The sequence below is a fragment of the Streptomyces sp. NBC_01016 genome (assembly GCF_026341035.1).
GTDB lineage: Bacteria > Actinomycetota > Actinomycetes > Streptomycetales > Streptomycetaceae > Streptomyces.
Genome location: NZ_JAPEOQ010000001.1, coordinates 3,926,579 through 3,942,157 on the forward strand (window position 1 = coordinate 3,926,579; position 15,579 = coordinate 3,942,157).

11 protein-coding genes are annotated in these 15,579 nt (G+C 70.4%); 8 read left to right on the forward strand and 3 right to left on the reverse strand.

Translation table 11 applies throughout. The features are described from left to right. Positions 1-34 precede the first annotated feature (34 nt). Together OG746_RS17715 and OG746_RS17720 are read right to left on the reverse strand one after the other, a co-directional pair. Positions 35-949, reverse strand: a complete 915-nt coding sequence (locus OG746_RS17715; RefSeq protein ID WP_266715596.1) for a carbohydrate ABC transporter permease — start codon at positions 947-949, stop codon at positions 35-37. Continuing rightward, entirely contained in the window at positions 946-1,941 is a 996-nt protein-coding gene (locus OG746_RS17720; RefSeq protein WP_266715598.1) for an ABC transporter permease, read from the reverse strand. The genes OG746_RS17715 and OG746_RS17720 overlap by 4 nt, the downstream gene beginning before the upstream one ends. Positions 1,942-2,159: 218 nt before the next feature. On the opposite strand from OG746_RS17720, the gene OG746_RS17725 reads away from it, so the two are divergent. From OG746_RS17725 to OG746_RS17755, 7 genes are all read left to right on the forward strand, one after another. Beyond that, positions 2,160-3,158 carry an acetylxylan esterase gene (locus tag OG746_RS17725; protein WP_266719025.1) on the forward strand — a complete coding sequence of 333 codons (999 nt, stop codon included), beginning with the start codon at positions 2,160-2,162 and terminating at the stop codon, positions 3,156-3,158. Positions 3,159-3,349: 191 nt separating this feature from the next. Then, on the forward strand, positions 3,350-4,348 hold the full coding sequence (locus tag OG746_RS17730; RefSeq protein WP_266715600.1) for a LacI family DNA-binding transcriptional regulator: 999 nt from the start codon (positions 3,350-3,352) through the stop codon (positions 4,346-4,348). Positions 4,349-4,476: 128 nt separating this feature from the next. Next, positions 4,477-5,775, forward strand: coding sequence for an extracellular solute-binding protein (locus OG746_RS17735; RefSeq protein WP_266715602.1), 1,299 nt, complete (start codon positions 4,477-4,479; stop codon positions 5,773-5,775). Positions 5,776-5,781: 6 nt separating this feature from the next. Then, positions 5,782-6,771: a carbohydrate ABC transporter permease gene (locus tag OG746_RS17740; protein ID WP_266715604.1), complete on the forward strand. Its 990-nt coding sequence runs from the start codon at positions 5,782-5,784 to the stop codon at positions 6,769-6,771. Next, a complete protein-coding gene (locus OG746_RS17745) occupies positions 6,768-7,613 on the forward strand; it encodes a carbohydrate ABC transporter permease (RefSeq protein WP_266715606.1) in 846 nt (281 codons plus the stop codon). Before OG746_RS17740 ends, OG746_RS17745 begins: the two co-directional genes overlap by 4 nt. Before the next feature lie 45 nt (positions 7,614-7,658). Next, entirely contained in the window at positions 7,659-9,896 is a 2,238-nt protein-coding gene (locus tag OG746_RS17750; RefSeq protein WP_266715608.1) for a glycoside hydrolase family 3 N-terminal domain-containing protein, read from the forward strand. A gap of 69 nt (positions 9,897-9,965) precedes the next feature. Next, a complete protein-coding gene (locus OG746_RS17755) occupies positions 9,966-11,036 on the forward strand; it encodes an endo-1,4-beta-xylanase (protein WP_266715610.1) in 1,071 nt (356 codons plus the stop codon). Between the two features lie 4 nt (positions 11,037-11,040). On the opposite strand, the gene OG746_RS17760 is transcribed toward OG746_RS17755, so the two are convergent. After that, complete coding sequence (locus OG746_RS17760; RefSeq protein ID WP_266715612.1) at positions 11,041-13,206, reverse strand: DEAD/DEAH box helicase; 2,166 nt, start codon at positions 13,204-13,206, stop codon at positions 11,041-11,043. A gap of 295 nt (positions 13,207-13,501) precedes the next feature. Between OG746_RS17760 and OG746_RS17765 the strand changes: the two genes are divergently transcribed. Then, the gene (locus OG746_RS17765; protein ID WP_266715614.1) at positions 13,502-15,556 is read left to right on the forward strand and encodes a pectinesterase family protein; all 2,055 of its coding nucleotides are present in this window, start codon (positions 13,502-13,504) and stop codon (positions 15,554-15,556) included. Positions 15,557-15,579 lie beyond the last annotated feature (23 nt).

Genomic DNA, 15,579 nt, shown 5'->3' on the forward strand with positions numbered 1-15,579 from the left:
AGAACTCCCGTGAGAGAAGGGTGAGTTGCTGCCGTCAGCCCTTGACCGCGCCGAGCATGACGCCCTTGACGAAGTAGCGCTGGACGAACGGGTACACGCAGAGGATCGGCAGCGCCGTGAGCACGATGGTCACCGACTGGATGTTGGCGCCGACCTGGCTGAGCTGGTCGGTGGCGGCGCCGGCGTTGGCGCCTCCGGTCGCACCCATGATCATGTTGCGCAGATACACGGTGACCGGCATCAGGTCCGCCCGGTCGAGGTACAGGAACGCGCTGAACCAGGAATTCCAGAACGACACGGAGTAGAAGAGCGCCATCGTCGCCACCACCGCCTTCGACAGCGGCAGCACGATGCGCAGCAGAATGCCGTACGTGCTCAGTCCGTCGATCTGCGCGGCCTCTTCCAGGTCCGTCGGCAGACTCTCGAAGAAGGCCTTCATCACGAGCAGGTTGAAGACACTGATCGCGTTGGGCAGGGCGATCGCCCAGATGCTGTTCTTCAGGCCGAGACTGGTGACCAGGACGTAGTTCGGGATCAGGCCGCCGGTGAAGAACATGGTGAACACGGCGATGCCGATGAGCGCGGTGCGGCCGCGCAGCTGCCTCTTGGAGAGGACATAGGCGTAACAGGTCGTGAGCACCATCGCGACGACCGTCGACACCACCGTGTACAGAACGGTGTTGCCGTAGTTGCGCCAGAACATCGAGTCCTGGAAGACCAGTCGGTACGTCGTGAGGTTGAACCCCTTGGGCCACAAGGTCACTTCGCCCGCGCGGATCTGCCGCTCGCCGCTGAAGGAGCGGGCGATGATGTTGACGAAGGGGTACAGGGTCACGGCCACGACGAGCGAGAGGATCACGGCGTTGGCGCCCCGGAAAGCGCGGTAGCCCTTCGTGGGCCGGTAGGTCTTCGCGGGGCGGTGGCCCGTCGCGGGGTGGTCGACACTCACCACAGGCTGGTCCCCACTGTGCGGCGCGAGAGCTGGTTCGATGTGGTGATCAGGACGAGCCCGATGACCGCCTCGAACAGGCCGATCGCGGCGGCGTAGCTGAAGCTGCTGGACTCGACACCGGTCCGGTAGACATAGGTGGAGATGACGTCGGAGGTCTGGTACGTCAGCGGGTTGTACAGGAGCAGCACCTTCTCGAAGCCGACCGCGAGGAACGTGCCGACGTTGAGAATGAGCAGCGTGATCATGGTGGGGCGGATGCCGGGCAGGGTGACGTGCCAGGTCTGCCGCCAGCGGCCCGCGCCGTCGATCCGGGCCGCCTCGTACAGGTCCTCGTCGATCGTGGTGAGCGCGGCGAGATAGAGGATCGTGCCCCAGCCGGCCGTCTGCCAGATCTCCGAGCCGACATAGACCGTGCGGAACCACTCGGGCTCCTGGATGAAGCGGATCGGGTCGTGGCCCAGCAGGCCGAGCACATGGTTGATCGGGCCGTCGGTCGCGAGCATCTGCACGGTGATGCCGGCGACGATCACGATCGACAGGAAGTGCGGCAGATACGACACCGACTGCACGAACCGCTTCAGCGAGCTGCGCCGCACCTCGTTGAGGAGCAGCGCGAGCACGATCGGGATCGGAAAGCAGAAGACGAGCGTCAGACCGCCCAGCCACAGCGTGTTCCGGAAGACCTGCCAGAACGTCGGATCGCTGAGGAACATCTCGACGTAGCGAAGCCCCACCCACTCCTCGCCGAGGATCGACCCGCCCGGCTCGAACCGGCGGAACGCGATCACGTTGCCGATCATCGGGAGATAGCGGAACACCAGGAAGAACGCGATCGGCAGCACGGCCAGTGAGTACAACTGCCAGTCACGGCGCAGCGATTGGCGCCACGTGCGGCGGCCCGACGGGGGTTTTCCGCTGGGGGCCCGACCGGGCGGATCGGAGGCGGCTCCGGTGTCGGGCGGGTCGCCCGTGATGGTGGAGGAACTCATACGGGGCCTTTCGGCGCGCGGCGCAACGAGGACAGAGGGCAACGAGGGCGGAGGGCAACGAGGGCAGGGGCAGGGGGCGGCTAGGGCAAGGGAGAGGCGTAACCGAGAACTTCCGAGAATCTTCCGGTAACGTCGCCGCAACCTAAAGCCGCTCCCCACCCCTGTCAATGGGTGCCGCTGCCACGGGAGTTGGCCCCACCACACCCTGTGAGGTGCCTGTGCCCGCCTTCGACCTGCCTCTCGACACATTGCGGAGACACCGCCCCGCGCTCGACGAACCCGCCGACTTCGACGCCTTCTGGCAGGCGACCCTCACGTCCGCCCGGCACGCCCGGCCGTTGCTCGACTCCCGGCCCGTCGACAACGGCCTGAAGCTCGTCGAGACCTGGGACGTCACGTTCCGCGGCTTCGCCGGCGACCCGGTGCGCGCCTGGTACACGCGGCCCGCCGAAGTGTCCGAACTCCTGCCGGGCATCGTGGAGTTCGCCGGATACGGCCGTGGCCGCGGCCTCCCGCACGAGCGCCTCACCTGGGCGAACGCCGGGTACGCACACCTGCTCATGGACAACCGCGGCCAGGGCGACCAGTACGGCAGCGGCGGCGCGACCCCCGACCCGCACGCGAGCGCGCCGGGCGGTCCAGGACCCGCCGTGCGCGGCCTGCTCGACCCGCACGAGTACCACTACCGGCGGCTGATCACCGACGCCGTCTGCGCGGTCGACGCGCTGCGCGCACTGCCCGGCGTCGACCCCGGGCGGATCGCCGCCGTCGGGAACAGTCAGGGCGGGGGAGTGGCCCTCGCGGTCGCCGGACTCGTCCCGGATCTCGCGGCGGCCGTGGTCACGGCGCCGCTGCTGTGCGGCATCCGGCGCGCCCTCGACCTCAGCGACGCCGGACCGTACGGCGAGGTCGCCGCCTACCTCGCCGTGCACCGGGGCGCGGAAGAGGCCGCGTACCGCACCTTGTCGTACGTCGAGGGGATCTCGTTCGCCCGCCGTGCCCACGCCCCGGCCCACTTCGGGGTGGGCCTTCGCGACACCGTCTGCCCGCCGAGCGGCGCCCACGCGGCCTGCAACCGCTACGGCGAACTGGCCCCGCACGACCCCGTCCGCGAGATCCACTCCTACCCGTTCAACGGTCACGAGGGCGGCGACGCGAGCCACGTACGACGCCAACTCGCGTGGCTGGGCGCGGTGCTGGATGCCCCGAAGACGTAGATTCGGTACCGGGTGTTCGGCGGGCCGCACGGAAAGACGACTTGACCGACACCCGGTCGACGGCATGTCCTACGGTTTCCGGAAGACATCCGGAGATTTCTCGGAAGCGTGTGTCGACGGAGGTGGGGAACGTGGCCGGGGAAGGCGCCCAGCGCAAGGCAGCCACGCGGAGTCCTGAGGGGCCGGCCAAGGTGACGATCACCGAGATCGCGCGGGAGGCAGGAGTGTCCGTGCCGACCGTCTCGCGGGTCGTCAACGGTCGCTCCGACGTCTCGCCCGGCACCCGGGCCCGCGTCGAGGACCTGCTGCACCGCCACGGGTACCGGCGGCGGGCGCCCGCGTCCGGAGACCGGGCGGCCCTGCTCGACCTGGTCTTCAACGACCTGGACAGCCCGTGGGCCGTGGAGATCATCCGGGGGGTCGAGGAGGCCGCCCACGAGGCCGGGGTGGGCACGGTCGTCTCCGCCATCCACGACCGGGCGGGCGACGCGCGGGAGTGGATGACCAACCTGCGGGCCCGCGCATCGGACGGCGTGATCCTCGTGACCTCGGTGCTCGAACCGGGGCTTCGCGACGAACTGCGGCGGCTTCGCGTGCCGTTGGTGGTGATCGACCCGGCGGGCGCCCCCGTCACGGACGCGCCGACCATCGGCGCCACCAACTGGGCGGGCGGGATGGCCGCCACCGAGCATCTGCTGGAACTCGGGCACCGGCGCATCGGGTTCATCCAGGGGCCGCCGCGACTGCTGTGTTCCCGGGCCCGGCTCGACGGCTACCGCGCCGCGCTCGACGTCGCGGGCGTGCCGGTCGAGGACGAGCTGATCGTGGCCGGCGACTTCTACCACGCGTCCGGGTTCGACGGCTGCCATCGGCTGCTCGACCTCGACGAGCCACCCACGGCGATCTTCGCGTCCAGCGATCAGATGGCGCTCGGCGCGATCGAGGCGCTGCGGCGGCGCGGGCTGCGCGTGCCCGAGGACCTGAGCGTGGTCGGTTTCGACGACCTTCCGGAAGTCCGCTGGTCGGCGCCGCCGCTCACCACGGTGCGCCAACCGCTGTCCGATATGGGCAAGTTGGCCGCCCGGACCGCGCTCGACCTGGCCCGTTCCGTGGAGCCCGCGGCTCCGCGCGTCGACCTCGCCACGGAGCTCGTGGTGCGGGCCAGCACGGCCGCGCCACGGACCGCGTAACTCCGCTACAGCACCTCTGAGGGGTGTCAACGGCCTTTTCTGTCAAGGGCGTTGACACCCCTCCGTTGTGTCCGTAACTTCCGAGGCCATCCACCGATAGTTTTCGGGTCTCTTCCGGAAGGTGCGCCATGTCAGCCTCCGATTTCTCCCGCCGTCGATTCATGGGCGCCGCAACGGCGGCCGGTCTCGGCGCCGCCGCGCTCACTGCCTGCGGCGGCTCCGACACCGGAGGCGGACAGGACAGTTCGGGCCGGACCGTCATCGAATGGTGGAACATCCAGACCACCGAGCCGTCGAAGACCATCTGGCCCCAGCGGGCGAAGGCGTTCGAGGCCGAGCACCCGAAGGTGCGCATCAAGCTCGTCACGCTGGAGAACGACGCCTACAAGTCGAAGATGACCGCGCTGACCAGCTCCGGAAAGCTTCCGGACATCTACCACACCTGGGGCGGCGGCGTTCTGCAGCAGCAGATCGACGCGGGGATGGTCGAGGACCTCACCGGGCCCATGAAGCCCTGGGCCGACACCCTGGTGCCCGCCTCCGTCAAGCCCTACCGGTTCGACGGCAAGACCTACGCGGTGCCCTTCGACATCGGCGCCGTCGGCTTCTGGTACAACAAGGCGCTCTTCAAGAAGGCCGGCATCAGCGAACCGCCCACCACCTGGGACGACTACCTCGACACGATCAAGAAGCTGAAGTCCGCGGGCATCACCCCGATCGCCCTCGCGGGCAAGGAGAAGTGGCCCGGCATGTACTTCTGGTCGTACCTGTCGATGCGGATCGCCGGGGTCGACGGCATGCAGAAGGCCGCCGACGCCAAGGACTTCACCGGCGACGACTTCGTCAAGGCGGGCGAACACCTGAAGGAACTCGTCGCGCTCAAGCCGTTCCAGAAGGGTCACCTCGGCGCCGCGTACTCCACTCCCAACGGCGAGGCCGCCGCCATGGGCAACGGCAAGGCGGCCATGGAGCTGATGGGCCAGTGGGCGCCCGTCGTGCAGGCCGACGCCGGCAAGGGCATCGGCAAGGACCTCGGCTTCTTCCCGTTCCCCTCGGTCGCGGGCGGCAAGGGCGCGGGCACCGACGTGTTCGGTGGAGGCGGTGGCTACGCGCTGCGCAAGGGCGCGCCGAAGGAGGCCATGGACTTCATGAAGTTCTTCATGACCGCCGAGTCGGACCGCCTCCTTGTCTCCAAGGCCAACCTGATCCCCGTCGTCAAGGACGCCGAGAGTGCGCTCAAGGACCCCAACCTGACCGCCGTCTCCGACATGCTCCGCAAGTCGACCGGCTTCCAGCTCTACCTCGACCAGGCCTACCCGCCGGCCGTCGGCCAGGAGATCAACGATTCCGTCGCCGCGCTCATCGCGGGCTCCAAGTCCCCCGACCAGGTGGCCCGTTCGGTGACCCAGGTCGCCAAGAGTCAGTAAGAGACCATGACTTCGACCTACGTCAAGGACGCCGCCGAGCCCGTCGCCAAGGAGCCGGAGCCCGGCCCCGGCAACCGGCGTCCGCTCGCCCGGCGCGTCAAGGACTGGCTGACCGCTTTCGCCTTCACCCTGCCCGCACTGATCCTCTTCGGCGCGCTCGTCCTCGCGCCGATCCTGTACGCGCTGTACGTCAGCCTCTTCGACTGGGGCGGATTCGGGTCACCTTCGGACTACACGGGACTGTCCAACTACAGCCGCCTCATCAAGGACCCGGTGTTCCTCGGCGACCTGTGGCGCGGACTGCTCCTGGTCGGCTTCTCCGTCCTCGTCCAACTGCCGTTCGCGCTCGCCATGGCCGTGCTGCTCAACCAGAAGCTGCGCGGCCGGGCGATCTACCGGATGCTGTTCTTCGCCCCGTACGTGCTGTCCGAGGTGATCACCGGTGTCCTGTTCTCCATGATCTTCGCGCCGGACGACGGGCTCGCCGACGGCGTGCTCGGCGCCGTCGGTCTCGACGGGCTCGGCGGCCTGTGGTTCGCCGACCAGTCGACCGTCATGCCGACCCTGTTCCTCGTGATGACCTGGAAGTTCTTCGGCTTCCACATGATGCTGTACCTGGCGGGCCTCCAAGGTATCCCGGCCGAACTGCACGAGGCCGCCCGGATCGACGGGGCCGGCGCCTGGCAGCGCTTCCGGCACGTCACCCTGCCACTGCTCGGACCCACCATCCGGATCAGCGTGTTCCTGTCGATCATCGGCGCCATCCAGCTGTTCGACCTGGTGTGGGTGACCTCCCAGGGCGGCCCGGACCACGCCTCCGAGACGATGGCCATCACCCTGTTCCAGTTCGGGTTCAAGCGCTACCAGATCGGCTACGCCAGCGCGATCAGCATCGCGCTCTTCCTCATCAGCCTCGTCTTCGCCCTCGCCTACCAGCGCCTCGTGCTGCGCCGCGACACCGAAGGAGCCCTCACCAACATGCGAGCCACCCGATGACCGCCCCCGACACGGTGGGCCGCCGCCGCTTCGGCAAGGTGCCCCTGTACGTGATCGTCTGGCTGGTCGGCATCGTCATGGTGACACCGCTGCTGTACGCGCTCGTGTCCGGCTTCAAGTCCACCGACCAGCTCTCCAGCAACCCCTTCGGCCTGCCCTCGCCCTGGGTGACGTCCAACTACACCGACATCCTCGCCTCCGGGTCGTTCTGGCGGATGCTCGGCTCGTCCACCCTCGTCGCCGTCGGGACGACCGTCCTGACCGTGGGGACGGCCGCCCTCGCAGCGTTCTCCCTCGCCCGATTCGCCTACCGGGGAAGGGAGTTGATGTTCACGCTCTTCACCATCGGGCTGATGTTCCCGTTCGCCGTGGCGATCCTGCCGCTGTTCGTCCTGCTGCGCACCTTCGGTCTTCTCGACAACCCGTGGGGCGTGATCCTGCCGCAGGCCGCGTTCGGGCTCCCCATCACCATCGTCATCCTGCGCGGCTTCTTCCGGCAGATCCCCGGCGAACTGGAGGAGGCGGCCACCCTTGACGGCTGCTCGCCCTTCGGCTTCTTCTGGCGCATCCTGCTGCCGATGGCGCGCCCCGCGCTCGGCACCGTCTCCGTCCTCGCCATCGTCAGCAGCTGGAACAACTTCCTGCTGCCCCTGCTGGTGTTCAGCAACGAGACCTGGTGGACGATCCCCGTCGGCGTCCAGCAGTTCCAGGGGCAGTACGCCGCCGACATCGCCCGCGTCTTCGCCTACCTGGTCCTCGCCATGGTGCCGGCGCTCGCCTTCTACGCGGTCGCCGAACGGCAGCTGATCGGCGGCATCACCATGGGCGCGACCAAGGGCTGACGTCCCGAACCCCCTTCACCATCTGCACCGCACTTGAGGAGATCCATGGCCCAGCCCTGGCAGGACACCACCCTTCCCGCCCACGTCCGGGCGGCGGACCTGCTCGCCCGGATGACCGCCGAGGAGAAGGCGGCGCAGTTGTCCAGCGTGTGGCTGGGCGCGGCCATCGGCTCCGACTCCGAGGCCGCCGTGGCGCCCGGACAGCACGCGTACGCCGCCGAGAGCGCGGACCTCGACGCGCTCCTCCCGTACGGCCTCGGCCAGCTCACCCGCCCCTTCGGTACCGTCCCCGTCGACCCCACCGAAGGGGCCGCCCGCCTCGCCGCGTTGCAGCGCCGCATCCGCGCGGGCAACCGCTTCGGGCTGCCCGCGCTCGCCCACGAGGAGTGCCTGACCGGCTTCGGGGCCTGGCAGGCCACCGTGTTCCCGACCCCGCTCGCCTGGGGCGCCACCTTCGACCCCGCCCTGATCACGGAGATGGCGCGGGCGATCGGCGCCTCCATGGCCACGGTCGGCATCCACCAGGGCCTCGCCCCGGTCCTCGACGTCGTACGCGATCCGCGCTGGGGTCGCACCGAGGAGTCGATCGGCGAGGACCCCTACCTCGTCGGCACCATCGGCACCGCCTACGTACGCGGCCTCGAAGCGGCGGGGATCGTCGCCACGCTCAAGCACTTGGCCGGCTACTCGGCCTCGCGCGCCGCCCGCAACCACGCGCCAGCGCCGCTCGGGCCGCGCGAGCTGGCGGATGTGATCCTGCCGCCGTTCGAGATGGCGCTGCGCGAGGGCGGCGCCCGCTCCGTCATGGCCGCGTACAACGACGTCGACGGCCTGCCCGCCCACGCGCACGCCGGACTCCTCACCCAACTCCTGCGCGACGAATGGCAGTTCGGCGGGACCGTCGTCTCCGACTACTTCGGCATCGCGTTCCTGGAGTCCGCCCACCGGGTCGCCGCGTCCGGAGCGGCGGCGGGCGCGCTCGCGCTCGCGGCCGGCGTGGACGTCGAACTCCCGGCCGCCCACTGCTTCTCGACCGGCGAGGGACTCCCGGAGGAACTGCTCGACCGGGCGGCGCTGCGCGTGCTCACGCAGAAGTGCGAACTGGGGCTGCTCGACCCGGAGGACGAGCCGGAGTCCTCGGCCGAACCGGTCGACCTGAACCCGTCCCACATGCGGGAGTTGGCGGCCAAGGTCGCGCAGGAGTCCGTGGTTGTCCTCGCCAACGACTCGGGCCTGCTGCCGCTCCCGGAGACGGGCGGCCTCCGCGTCGCCCTCGTCGGCCCGCTCGCCGACGAGGAGGCCGCGATGCTCGGCTGCTACACGTTCCCGCGCCACGTCGGCGTCAACCACCCCGAACTGCCCACCGGCGTCGACATCCCGACCTTCGCGGAGGCGCTGCGCGCGGAGCTGCCGGGAGCGGAGTTCGTGGCCGACCCCGCGCGCGCCGACATCTGCCTGGCCGTGGTGGGTGACCGCTCGGGCCTGTTCGGGCGCGGCTCGTCCGGCGAGGGCTGCGACGCCGAAGACCTTGAACTCCCTTTCGGTCAAAGCGAGTTGCTCGACGAGGCGTTCGCCTCCGGGGTGCCGACCGTCATCGTCGTCCTCAGCGGACGCCCCTACGCACTCGGCCGCTGGGCGGGCCGGGCGGCCGCCGTCCTCCAGGCCTTCTTCCCCGGGCAGGAGGGCGGCGCGGCGGTCGCGGGCGTGCTGTCCGGCCGCGTCGAACCGTCCGGCCGCCTCCCCATCGGAGTGCCGCGCAGCCGCGGCGGCCAGCCCGCCCCCTACCTCGCCCCGCCGCTCGGGCGGCACGGCGGGCCCAGCAATGTCGACCCCACCGCGCTCTACCCGTTCGGCCACGGCCTCTCGTACACCACGTTCGCCTGGGACGCCCCGCAGTGCGAGGACCCCGAGTTCGGCACCGACGGCGAGGTGGCGCTGAAGCTCACCGTGCGCAACACGGGCGAGCGGCCCGGCACCGAGGTCGTCCAGCTCTACCTCCACGACCCGGTCGGCACCGTCGCCCGCCCCGAGGTCCGGCTCGTCGGCTACGCCCGCGTCCCCCTCGACCCCGGCGCCTCGGCCGAGGTCCACGCCACGTTCCCCGCCGACCTCGCCGCGTACACCGGCGCCGACGGCCGCCGCGTCGTCGAGCCCGGCGCCCTCGAACTGCGCGTCGCCGCGTCCAGCGAACACGTCCACCACACGGTGCCGCTCACCCTCACGGGCCCGGTGCGCGAGGTGGGGCACGACCGCCGGATGCGCTGCGAGCTACGCGTGAAGTGACGCATTCGACCACCCGTGAAGTGACGCACTCAACCACCCGTGAAAGACGCACAGTTGAGGAGATCCGCCATGCGCACGACCCGTATCAGATCCGCCGCCCTCGCCGCCGCGACGGCCGCCCTGCTCATCGGAGGCCTCGCCACGGTTCCGGCCGCCGCCGCCCCCGACAGCGGCAAGAAACCCGGCGCCTCCGCCACCCTTCACGACCTCGCCCGCGCCCAGGGCCGCTACTTCGGCTCCGCCGTCGACAACCCCGAGCTGGACGACACCCCGTACGCCCACCTCCTCGGCACCGAGTTCGGCCAGACCACACCCGGCAACGGCATGAAGTGGTACGCCACCGAACCCCAGCGCGGCGTCTTCGACTTCACCGCGGGCGACGAGATCGTCGACTACGCCCGCGCCAACGGACTCAAGGTCCGCGGCCACACGCTCCTGTGGCACAGCCAGCTGCCCGACTGGCTGACCTCCGGCACCTGGAGCGCCGACGAACTCCGCTCGATCCTCAGGAATCACATCACCAAGGTGGTCAAGCACTACCGCGGCAAGGTCTTCGCCTGGGACGTCGCCAACGAGATCATGAACGAGGACGGCACGTACCGGGAGAACATCTTCTACAAGACCCTCGGCCCCGGCTACATCGCCGACGCCCTGCGCTGGGCCCGCGCCGCCGACCCCAAGGTCAAGCTGTACCTCAACGACTACAACGTCGAGGGCACGGGCGCGAAGTCCGACGCGTACTACGCGCTGATCAAGCAGCTCAAGGCGGACCGCGTGCCCATCGACGGCTTCGGCATGCAGGCCCACCTCGCGCTCCAGTACGGCTTCCCGTCCCAGATGCGGCACAACATCCAGCGCTTCGCCGGCCTCGGCGTCGACGTCGCCATCACCGAGCTCGACATCCGTATGCTCCTCCCCGCCGATCAGACCAAGCTCGCCCAACAGGCCGACTGGTACGGGCAGGTGACCGACGCCTGCCTTGCCGTGAAGCGCTGCGTCGGCATCACGCTGTGGGGCTACTCGGACCGGCACTCGTGGATCCCCGGGGTCTTCGACGGCGAGGGGGCCGCCCTGCCCTGGGACGACAACCTCCGCCACAAGCCGGCGTACGACGCGATCCGCAAGGCCCTGAGGGACTGACGCGTCAGCCCTCTCCCTCCAGGCCCAGGCGTGCCTGCTCCTCCTCGACGATCCGGCGCGCGATCTCCGCGTCGGACACGTCGACGGCGTCCGGCGTCGCCTCGGCCATGGAGCTGCGCCGGGCGTACGCGTCGAACAGCCGGGACTTGTTGGCGAGTATCTTCACCAGGCGCTCGTCGACGCCGCCGGTGGCGAGGAGGCGGTGCACCCGCACCGATCGGACCTGGCCCATGCGGTGCGCCCGCGCCACGGCCTGGTGCTCCAAGGTCGGCTTGATCTGCGGCTCGCACAGGATCACCACCGAGGCGGCCTGGATGTTGAGCCCGACGCCACCGGCCTGGATCTGGGACACGAGGACGGCCGGCCCGGCCGTGTCCGCGAACTCGTCGACGAGCAGTTGCCTGCGCGCGGGCGGAACGCTGCCGGTGAGCGGGCCGAACACCGGCCCGCCGACGGGGGGTTCGGTGTCGAGGGCGCCCTTGACCGCGCGGAGCACGTCGCGGAAGTTGGAGAACACGACGACCTTGAGTCCGGCCTCCGCGGCGTCCCGGACGAGCTCGCGCAGCCGCTCCAGCTTGGCGGACTCCGCCGGGTGCGCGTACGCCGCCCGGCGCATGGCCATGAAGTTGCCGGACGCGACGGCCTCCCGGTAGGCGGCCTGGTCCTGGGAACTCAACTCCTCCCACTCGTCGGTGTGCTGGAGGCTGGGCAGCTCGGCCAGCACGTCGTCCTGGTTGCGCCGCAGATAGACGGGGGCGACCGCCGTGCGGAAGACGACGGACCCGGCGAGGCCGTCCTCCTTGTCGAGCCGGTCCGCGAGCGAGGGATCCAGTACGCGCACGAGATTGCGGAACTCGCCGACGCGGTTCTCCATCGGGGTGCCGGTCATGAACAGCACCCGCTCGCAGTGCTCGGCCCACTCGGCCACCGCCTGCGAGCGGAGCGTCTCCGGATTCTTCACCGCGTGCGCCTCGTCGACGACGAGCATCCCCACCTCGCCGCCGCCGGGCGCCGGAAGGCCCCGCAGCGCGTCGTACGTCGTGACGGCGACACCGCCGCGGCCCTTCCAGTCCGCGAAGGCCTCGCCCCGGTCGGAGCCGTGCACCGGCAGGACACGCAACGCGCTGCGGGCCTCGATCTCCCGCGTCCAGTTCACGAGGACGCTCGCCGGGCAGACGACCATGAAGTGGCTCTGCCCCTCGGTCGCCAGGTGGGTCAGTGCGGCGATGGCCTGGACCGTCTTGCCGAGCCCCATCTCGTCGCCGAGCAGCGCGCGGCGCCGCGCGAGCGCGAAGCGGGCCCCGAACGCCTGATAGCCGCGCAGCGACACCCGCAGCCGCGACTCGTCGAGCTGCTGGGTCCGCACCTGTTCGGCGATGTCGGCGGGCAGGAAGCCCTCGGCGGCGTCCTTGTCCGGCGTCAGACCGGAGATCTCGCCGAGCACGCTGTAGTACTCGGCGGAGCGCACCTCGAAGTCGACCCACGCCGCCACGTCCGTCGCGGGCCCGCGCAGCAGGTCGACCGAGGCCTGCGCGAACAGCGGCCCCGTGCCCGCCCGCTCGGCCTCCGCGACGACGGCCCGCACCTGCTCGGCGGCGTCGAGGGCGCGGGCCCGCCGGGCCCGTCCGGTGAACAGCAGCCGCAGCCGCCCCGCAGCGGGCCGCGCCTCGTCGAGCAGCGGTCCGAGCCGGCGGGCGATGCCGGTCGCGGTGTCGACGGCGTGCCGCGCGTCGGGGCCCGCCTCCACCAGCACGTGCAGCGCCGTGACCAGCGCGGTCGTCCGGGGCTCCGGCTCGTCCACGTCGAGCGGCACGGCGGCCGTCTGCCGTACGCGCTCGGCGAGGCGGCCCGCGGCGGCCAGCAGTTGCGTGGCGGTCTGCGGGCCCACGCCGTGGATCTGGTTGAGGCGGGCGGGGCCGGCGTCGAGGACCTGGCGGACCGTGCGCAGTCCGTCCCGCTCCACGAGCCCGACGCGGACGCGGCCGTCCGTGGCCTCCTGGAGCCGTGCCACGGGCATGGTGTCGAGGACGCGGGCGACCGACTCGTCGAGGAGCGGCGTGAGGGCGTCCCGGACCGCGTCCACGGCCCGCGCGTGGTCGTCGAGCAGGCCGCGTACGGCGGCGTAGAGGCGCGAACCGTCGGCGACGGCCTCCCGCTCCGTGCGTCCCATTGGGCCCTGCCCTCCTCGTAGCGCGTACGGCTGCGCCAGTTGCGTCATCTTCCCATCGAGGTGTGACAGCGGGCCTGGCGGTCACACGGGGTTGCGGTCCTGGGGCTCTGCCCCAGACCCCGCTGCTCAATCGCCGCAGGGGCTTGATTTGGGGCTCCGCCCCACGCCCCGCGGGCTCTCGTTCGAAAGGCGGGCTTGAGATGCACCGGCAACCTTCCCCACCCGGGCGGCGACAGCACACCGGCACGTGCCACCCGGCACGCGTTCCCCCACCACGTACGGAGTGCATGAGCTGATGAGTGACACCCGCAGCAAGCCCCGGCACCGCAGACGCCGCACCGTCCTCCTCGCAGGCGCCCCGCTCGCCGTCGCCGCCGCGGCAGCCCTCGCCTACGGCGGCGGGTTCCTCGGTGCGGACGGTGCGGATTCGGCGAGCGCCGCCACGGCGGAGACCGCCGCCGCGTGGGCCGACGACACCGCCGACGGATTCGCGTCCGTCGACGCGCAGGGACAGGACGGCACGTACGGCGGGCGCGGCGGCGAGACGGTCACCGTGAGGAACCTGGCCGACCTGGAGAAGTACGCGACCGCGAGCAAGCCCTACGTCATCGTGGTCGCGGGCGAGATCAAGATGGACCCCGTCGGCAAGGAGATCAAGGTCGCCTCCGACAAGACCATCGTGGGCGCCGGCACCGCCGGGCACATCGTCGGCGGCGGCTTCTTCCTCGGCACCGGCGTGCACAACGTCATCATCCGCAACCTGACGATCCGCGACTCCTACCAGGGGACGTGGAACGACAAGGACCACGACTTCGACGCCATCCAGATGGACGGCGCGCACCACGTGTGGATCGACCACAACGACCTGCGCAGGATGGCCGACGGGCTGATCGACGTCCGCAAGGACTCGACCGACATCACCGTTTCCTGGAACAAGCTCAGCAACGACAACAAGGCCTTCGGCATCGGCTGGACCGAGAACGTCGTCACCGACATCACCATCCACCACAACTGGATCCGCGAGACCGAACAGCGCAACCCCTCCACCGACAACGCCGCGCACGCGCACCTCTACAACAACTACTTGCAGGACGACGCGGGCACCGACATCACGTCCTCGTACGGGAACTACTCGCGCGGCAAGACGAAGATGGTCCTGGAGAACAGTTACTTCCAGGGCGTCAACAACCCCGTCATCAAGGACGACACCGCCACCCTCGTGCAGCGCGGCAGCGTCTTCTCCGGCACCAGCGGGCGCAACGAGAGCGGGGGCACCGCCTTCACCCCGTCCGACTTCTACGACTACACGCTGGACAAGGCGGCGGACGTGCCGGGCCTGCTCAAGTCCGGTGTGGGGCCCCGGAGTTCGATCGGAACCGCGAGCGCGACCGCTGAGACCAAGGCCGCCGCGAGCACCCTCACCGTCGCCGCCGACGGCAGCGCCCAGTACAAGACGGTGCAGGCCGCCGTCGACGCCGTGCCCGCGAACAACACCGCGCGCGTGGACATCAAGGTCGCGCCGGGCACGTACCGCGGCACCGTGACCGTCCCGGCGAACAAGCCGCACGTGACGATCGTCGGCACCGGTTCGAGCCGTAAGTCCACCGTCCTCGTCGAGGGGCACGCCGCCGGTACGAAGAAGCCGGACGGATCGACGTACGGCACCTCGGGCAGCGCCACCGTCACCGTCCTCGCCGCCGACACCCAACTGCGCAACCTGAGCGTCAGCAACGACTACGACGAGAGCAAGGACACCTCCATCGCCGCGCAGGCGGTCGCGCTGCGCACCAGCGCCGACAAGGTGTTCCTCGACTCGGTCATCACCAGCGGTGACCAGGACACGCTGCTGCTCGACGGCGCGGGCAAGCGCGTCTACATGAAGGACTCGTACGTCGTCGGCAACGTCGACTTCATCTTCGGCGGCGCCACCGCCGTGATCGACCAGTCCGTGATCACCCTGAAGAAGCGGTGGGACGGCACATCGGCCGGCTACGTCATGGCGCCGAGCACCGCGGCGGGCAAGAAGGGCCTGCTCGTCAACCGGACCACCATCAGCGGCGACGTCTCCGCCGACAGCTTCCACCTCGGCCGCAACTGGCACGCGGGCGGCGACGCCTCTCTCGACCCGCAGGCCACGGTCCGCAACTCCACGCTGGGCGCCGCGATCAAGGCGAAGCCGTGGACGGACATGGGCGGCTTCTCGTGGAAGGACGACCGGTTCGCCGAGTACAAGAACACCGGTGACGGGGCCGGTTCGGCGAGCGCCGACCGGCCGCAGCTGAGCGACGCGCAGGCCGCGGAGCAGGAGGTCGCGGACTGGCTGGGGGACTGGACGCCCACGGCCTCCTGACCGGTGGGAGCTGTACGCGGCGG

Bases quoted from the DNA above. Each gene is read 5' to 3' on its own strand.
- OG746_RS17720 (WP_266715598.1), bottom strand. From the start codon at position 1,941: ATGAGTTCCTCCACCATCACGGGCGACCCGCCCGACACCGGAGCCGCC.
- OG746_RS17735 (WP_266715602.1), top strand. From the start codon at position 4,477: ATGTCAGCCTCCGATTTCTCCCGCCGTCGATTCATGGGCGCCGCAACG.
- OG746_RS17740 (WP_266715604.1), top strand. From the start codon at position 5,782: ATGACTTCGACCTACGTCAAGGACGCCGCCGAGCCCGTCGCCAAGGAG.
- OG746_RS17745 (WP_266715606.1), top strand. From the start codon at position 6,768: ATGACCGCCCCCGACACGGTGGGCCGCCGCCGCTTCGGCAAGGTGCCC.
- OG746_RS17750 (WP_266715608.1), top strand. From the start codon at position 7,659: ATGGCCCAGCCCTGGCAGGACACCACCCTTCCCGCCCACGTCCGGGCG.
- OG746_RS17755 (WP_266715610.1), top strand. From the start codon at position 9,966: ATGCGCACGACCCGTATCAGATCCGCCGCCCTCGCCGCCGCGACGGCC.
- OG746_RS17760 (WP_266715612.1), bottom strand. From the start codon at position 13,206: ATGGGACGCACGGAGCGGGAGGCCGTCGCCGACGGTTCGCGCCTCTAC.
- OG746_RS17765 (WP_266715614.1), top strand. From the start codon at position 13,502: ATGAGTGACACCCGCAGCAAGCCCCGGCACCGCAGACGCCGCACCGTC.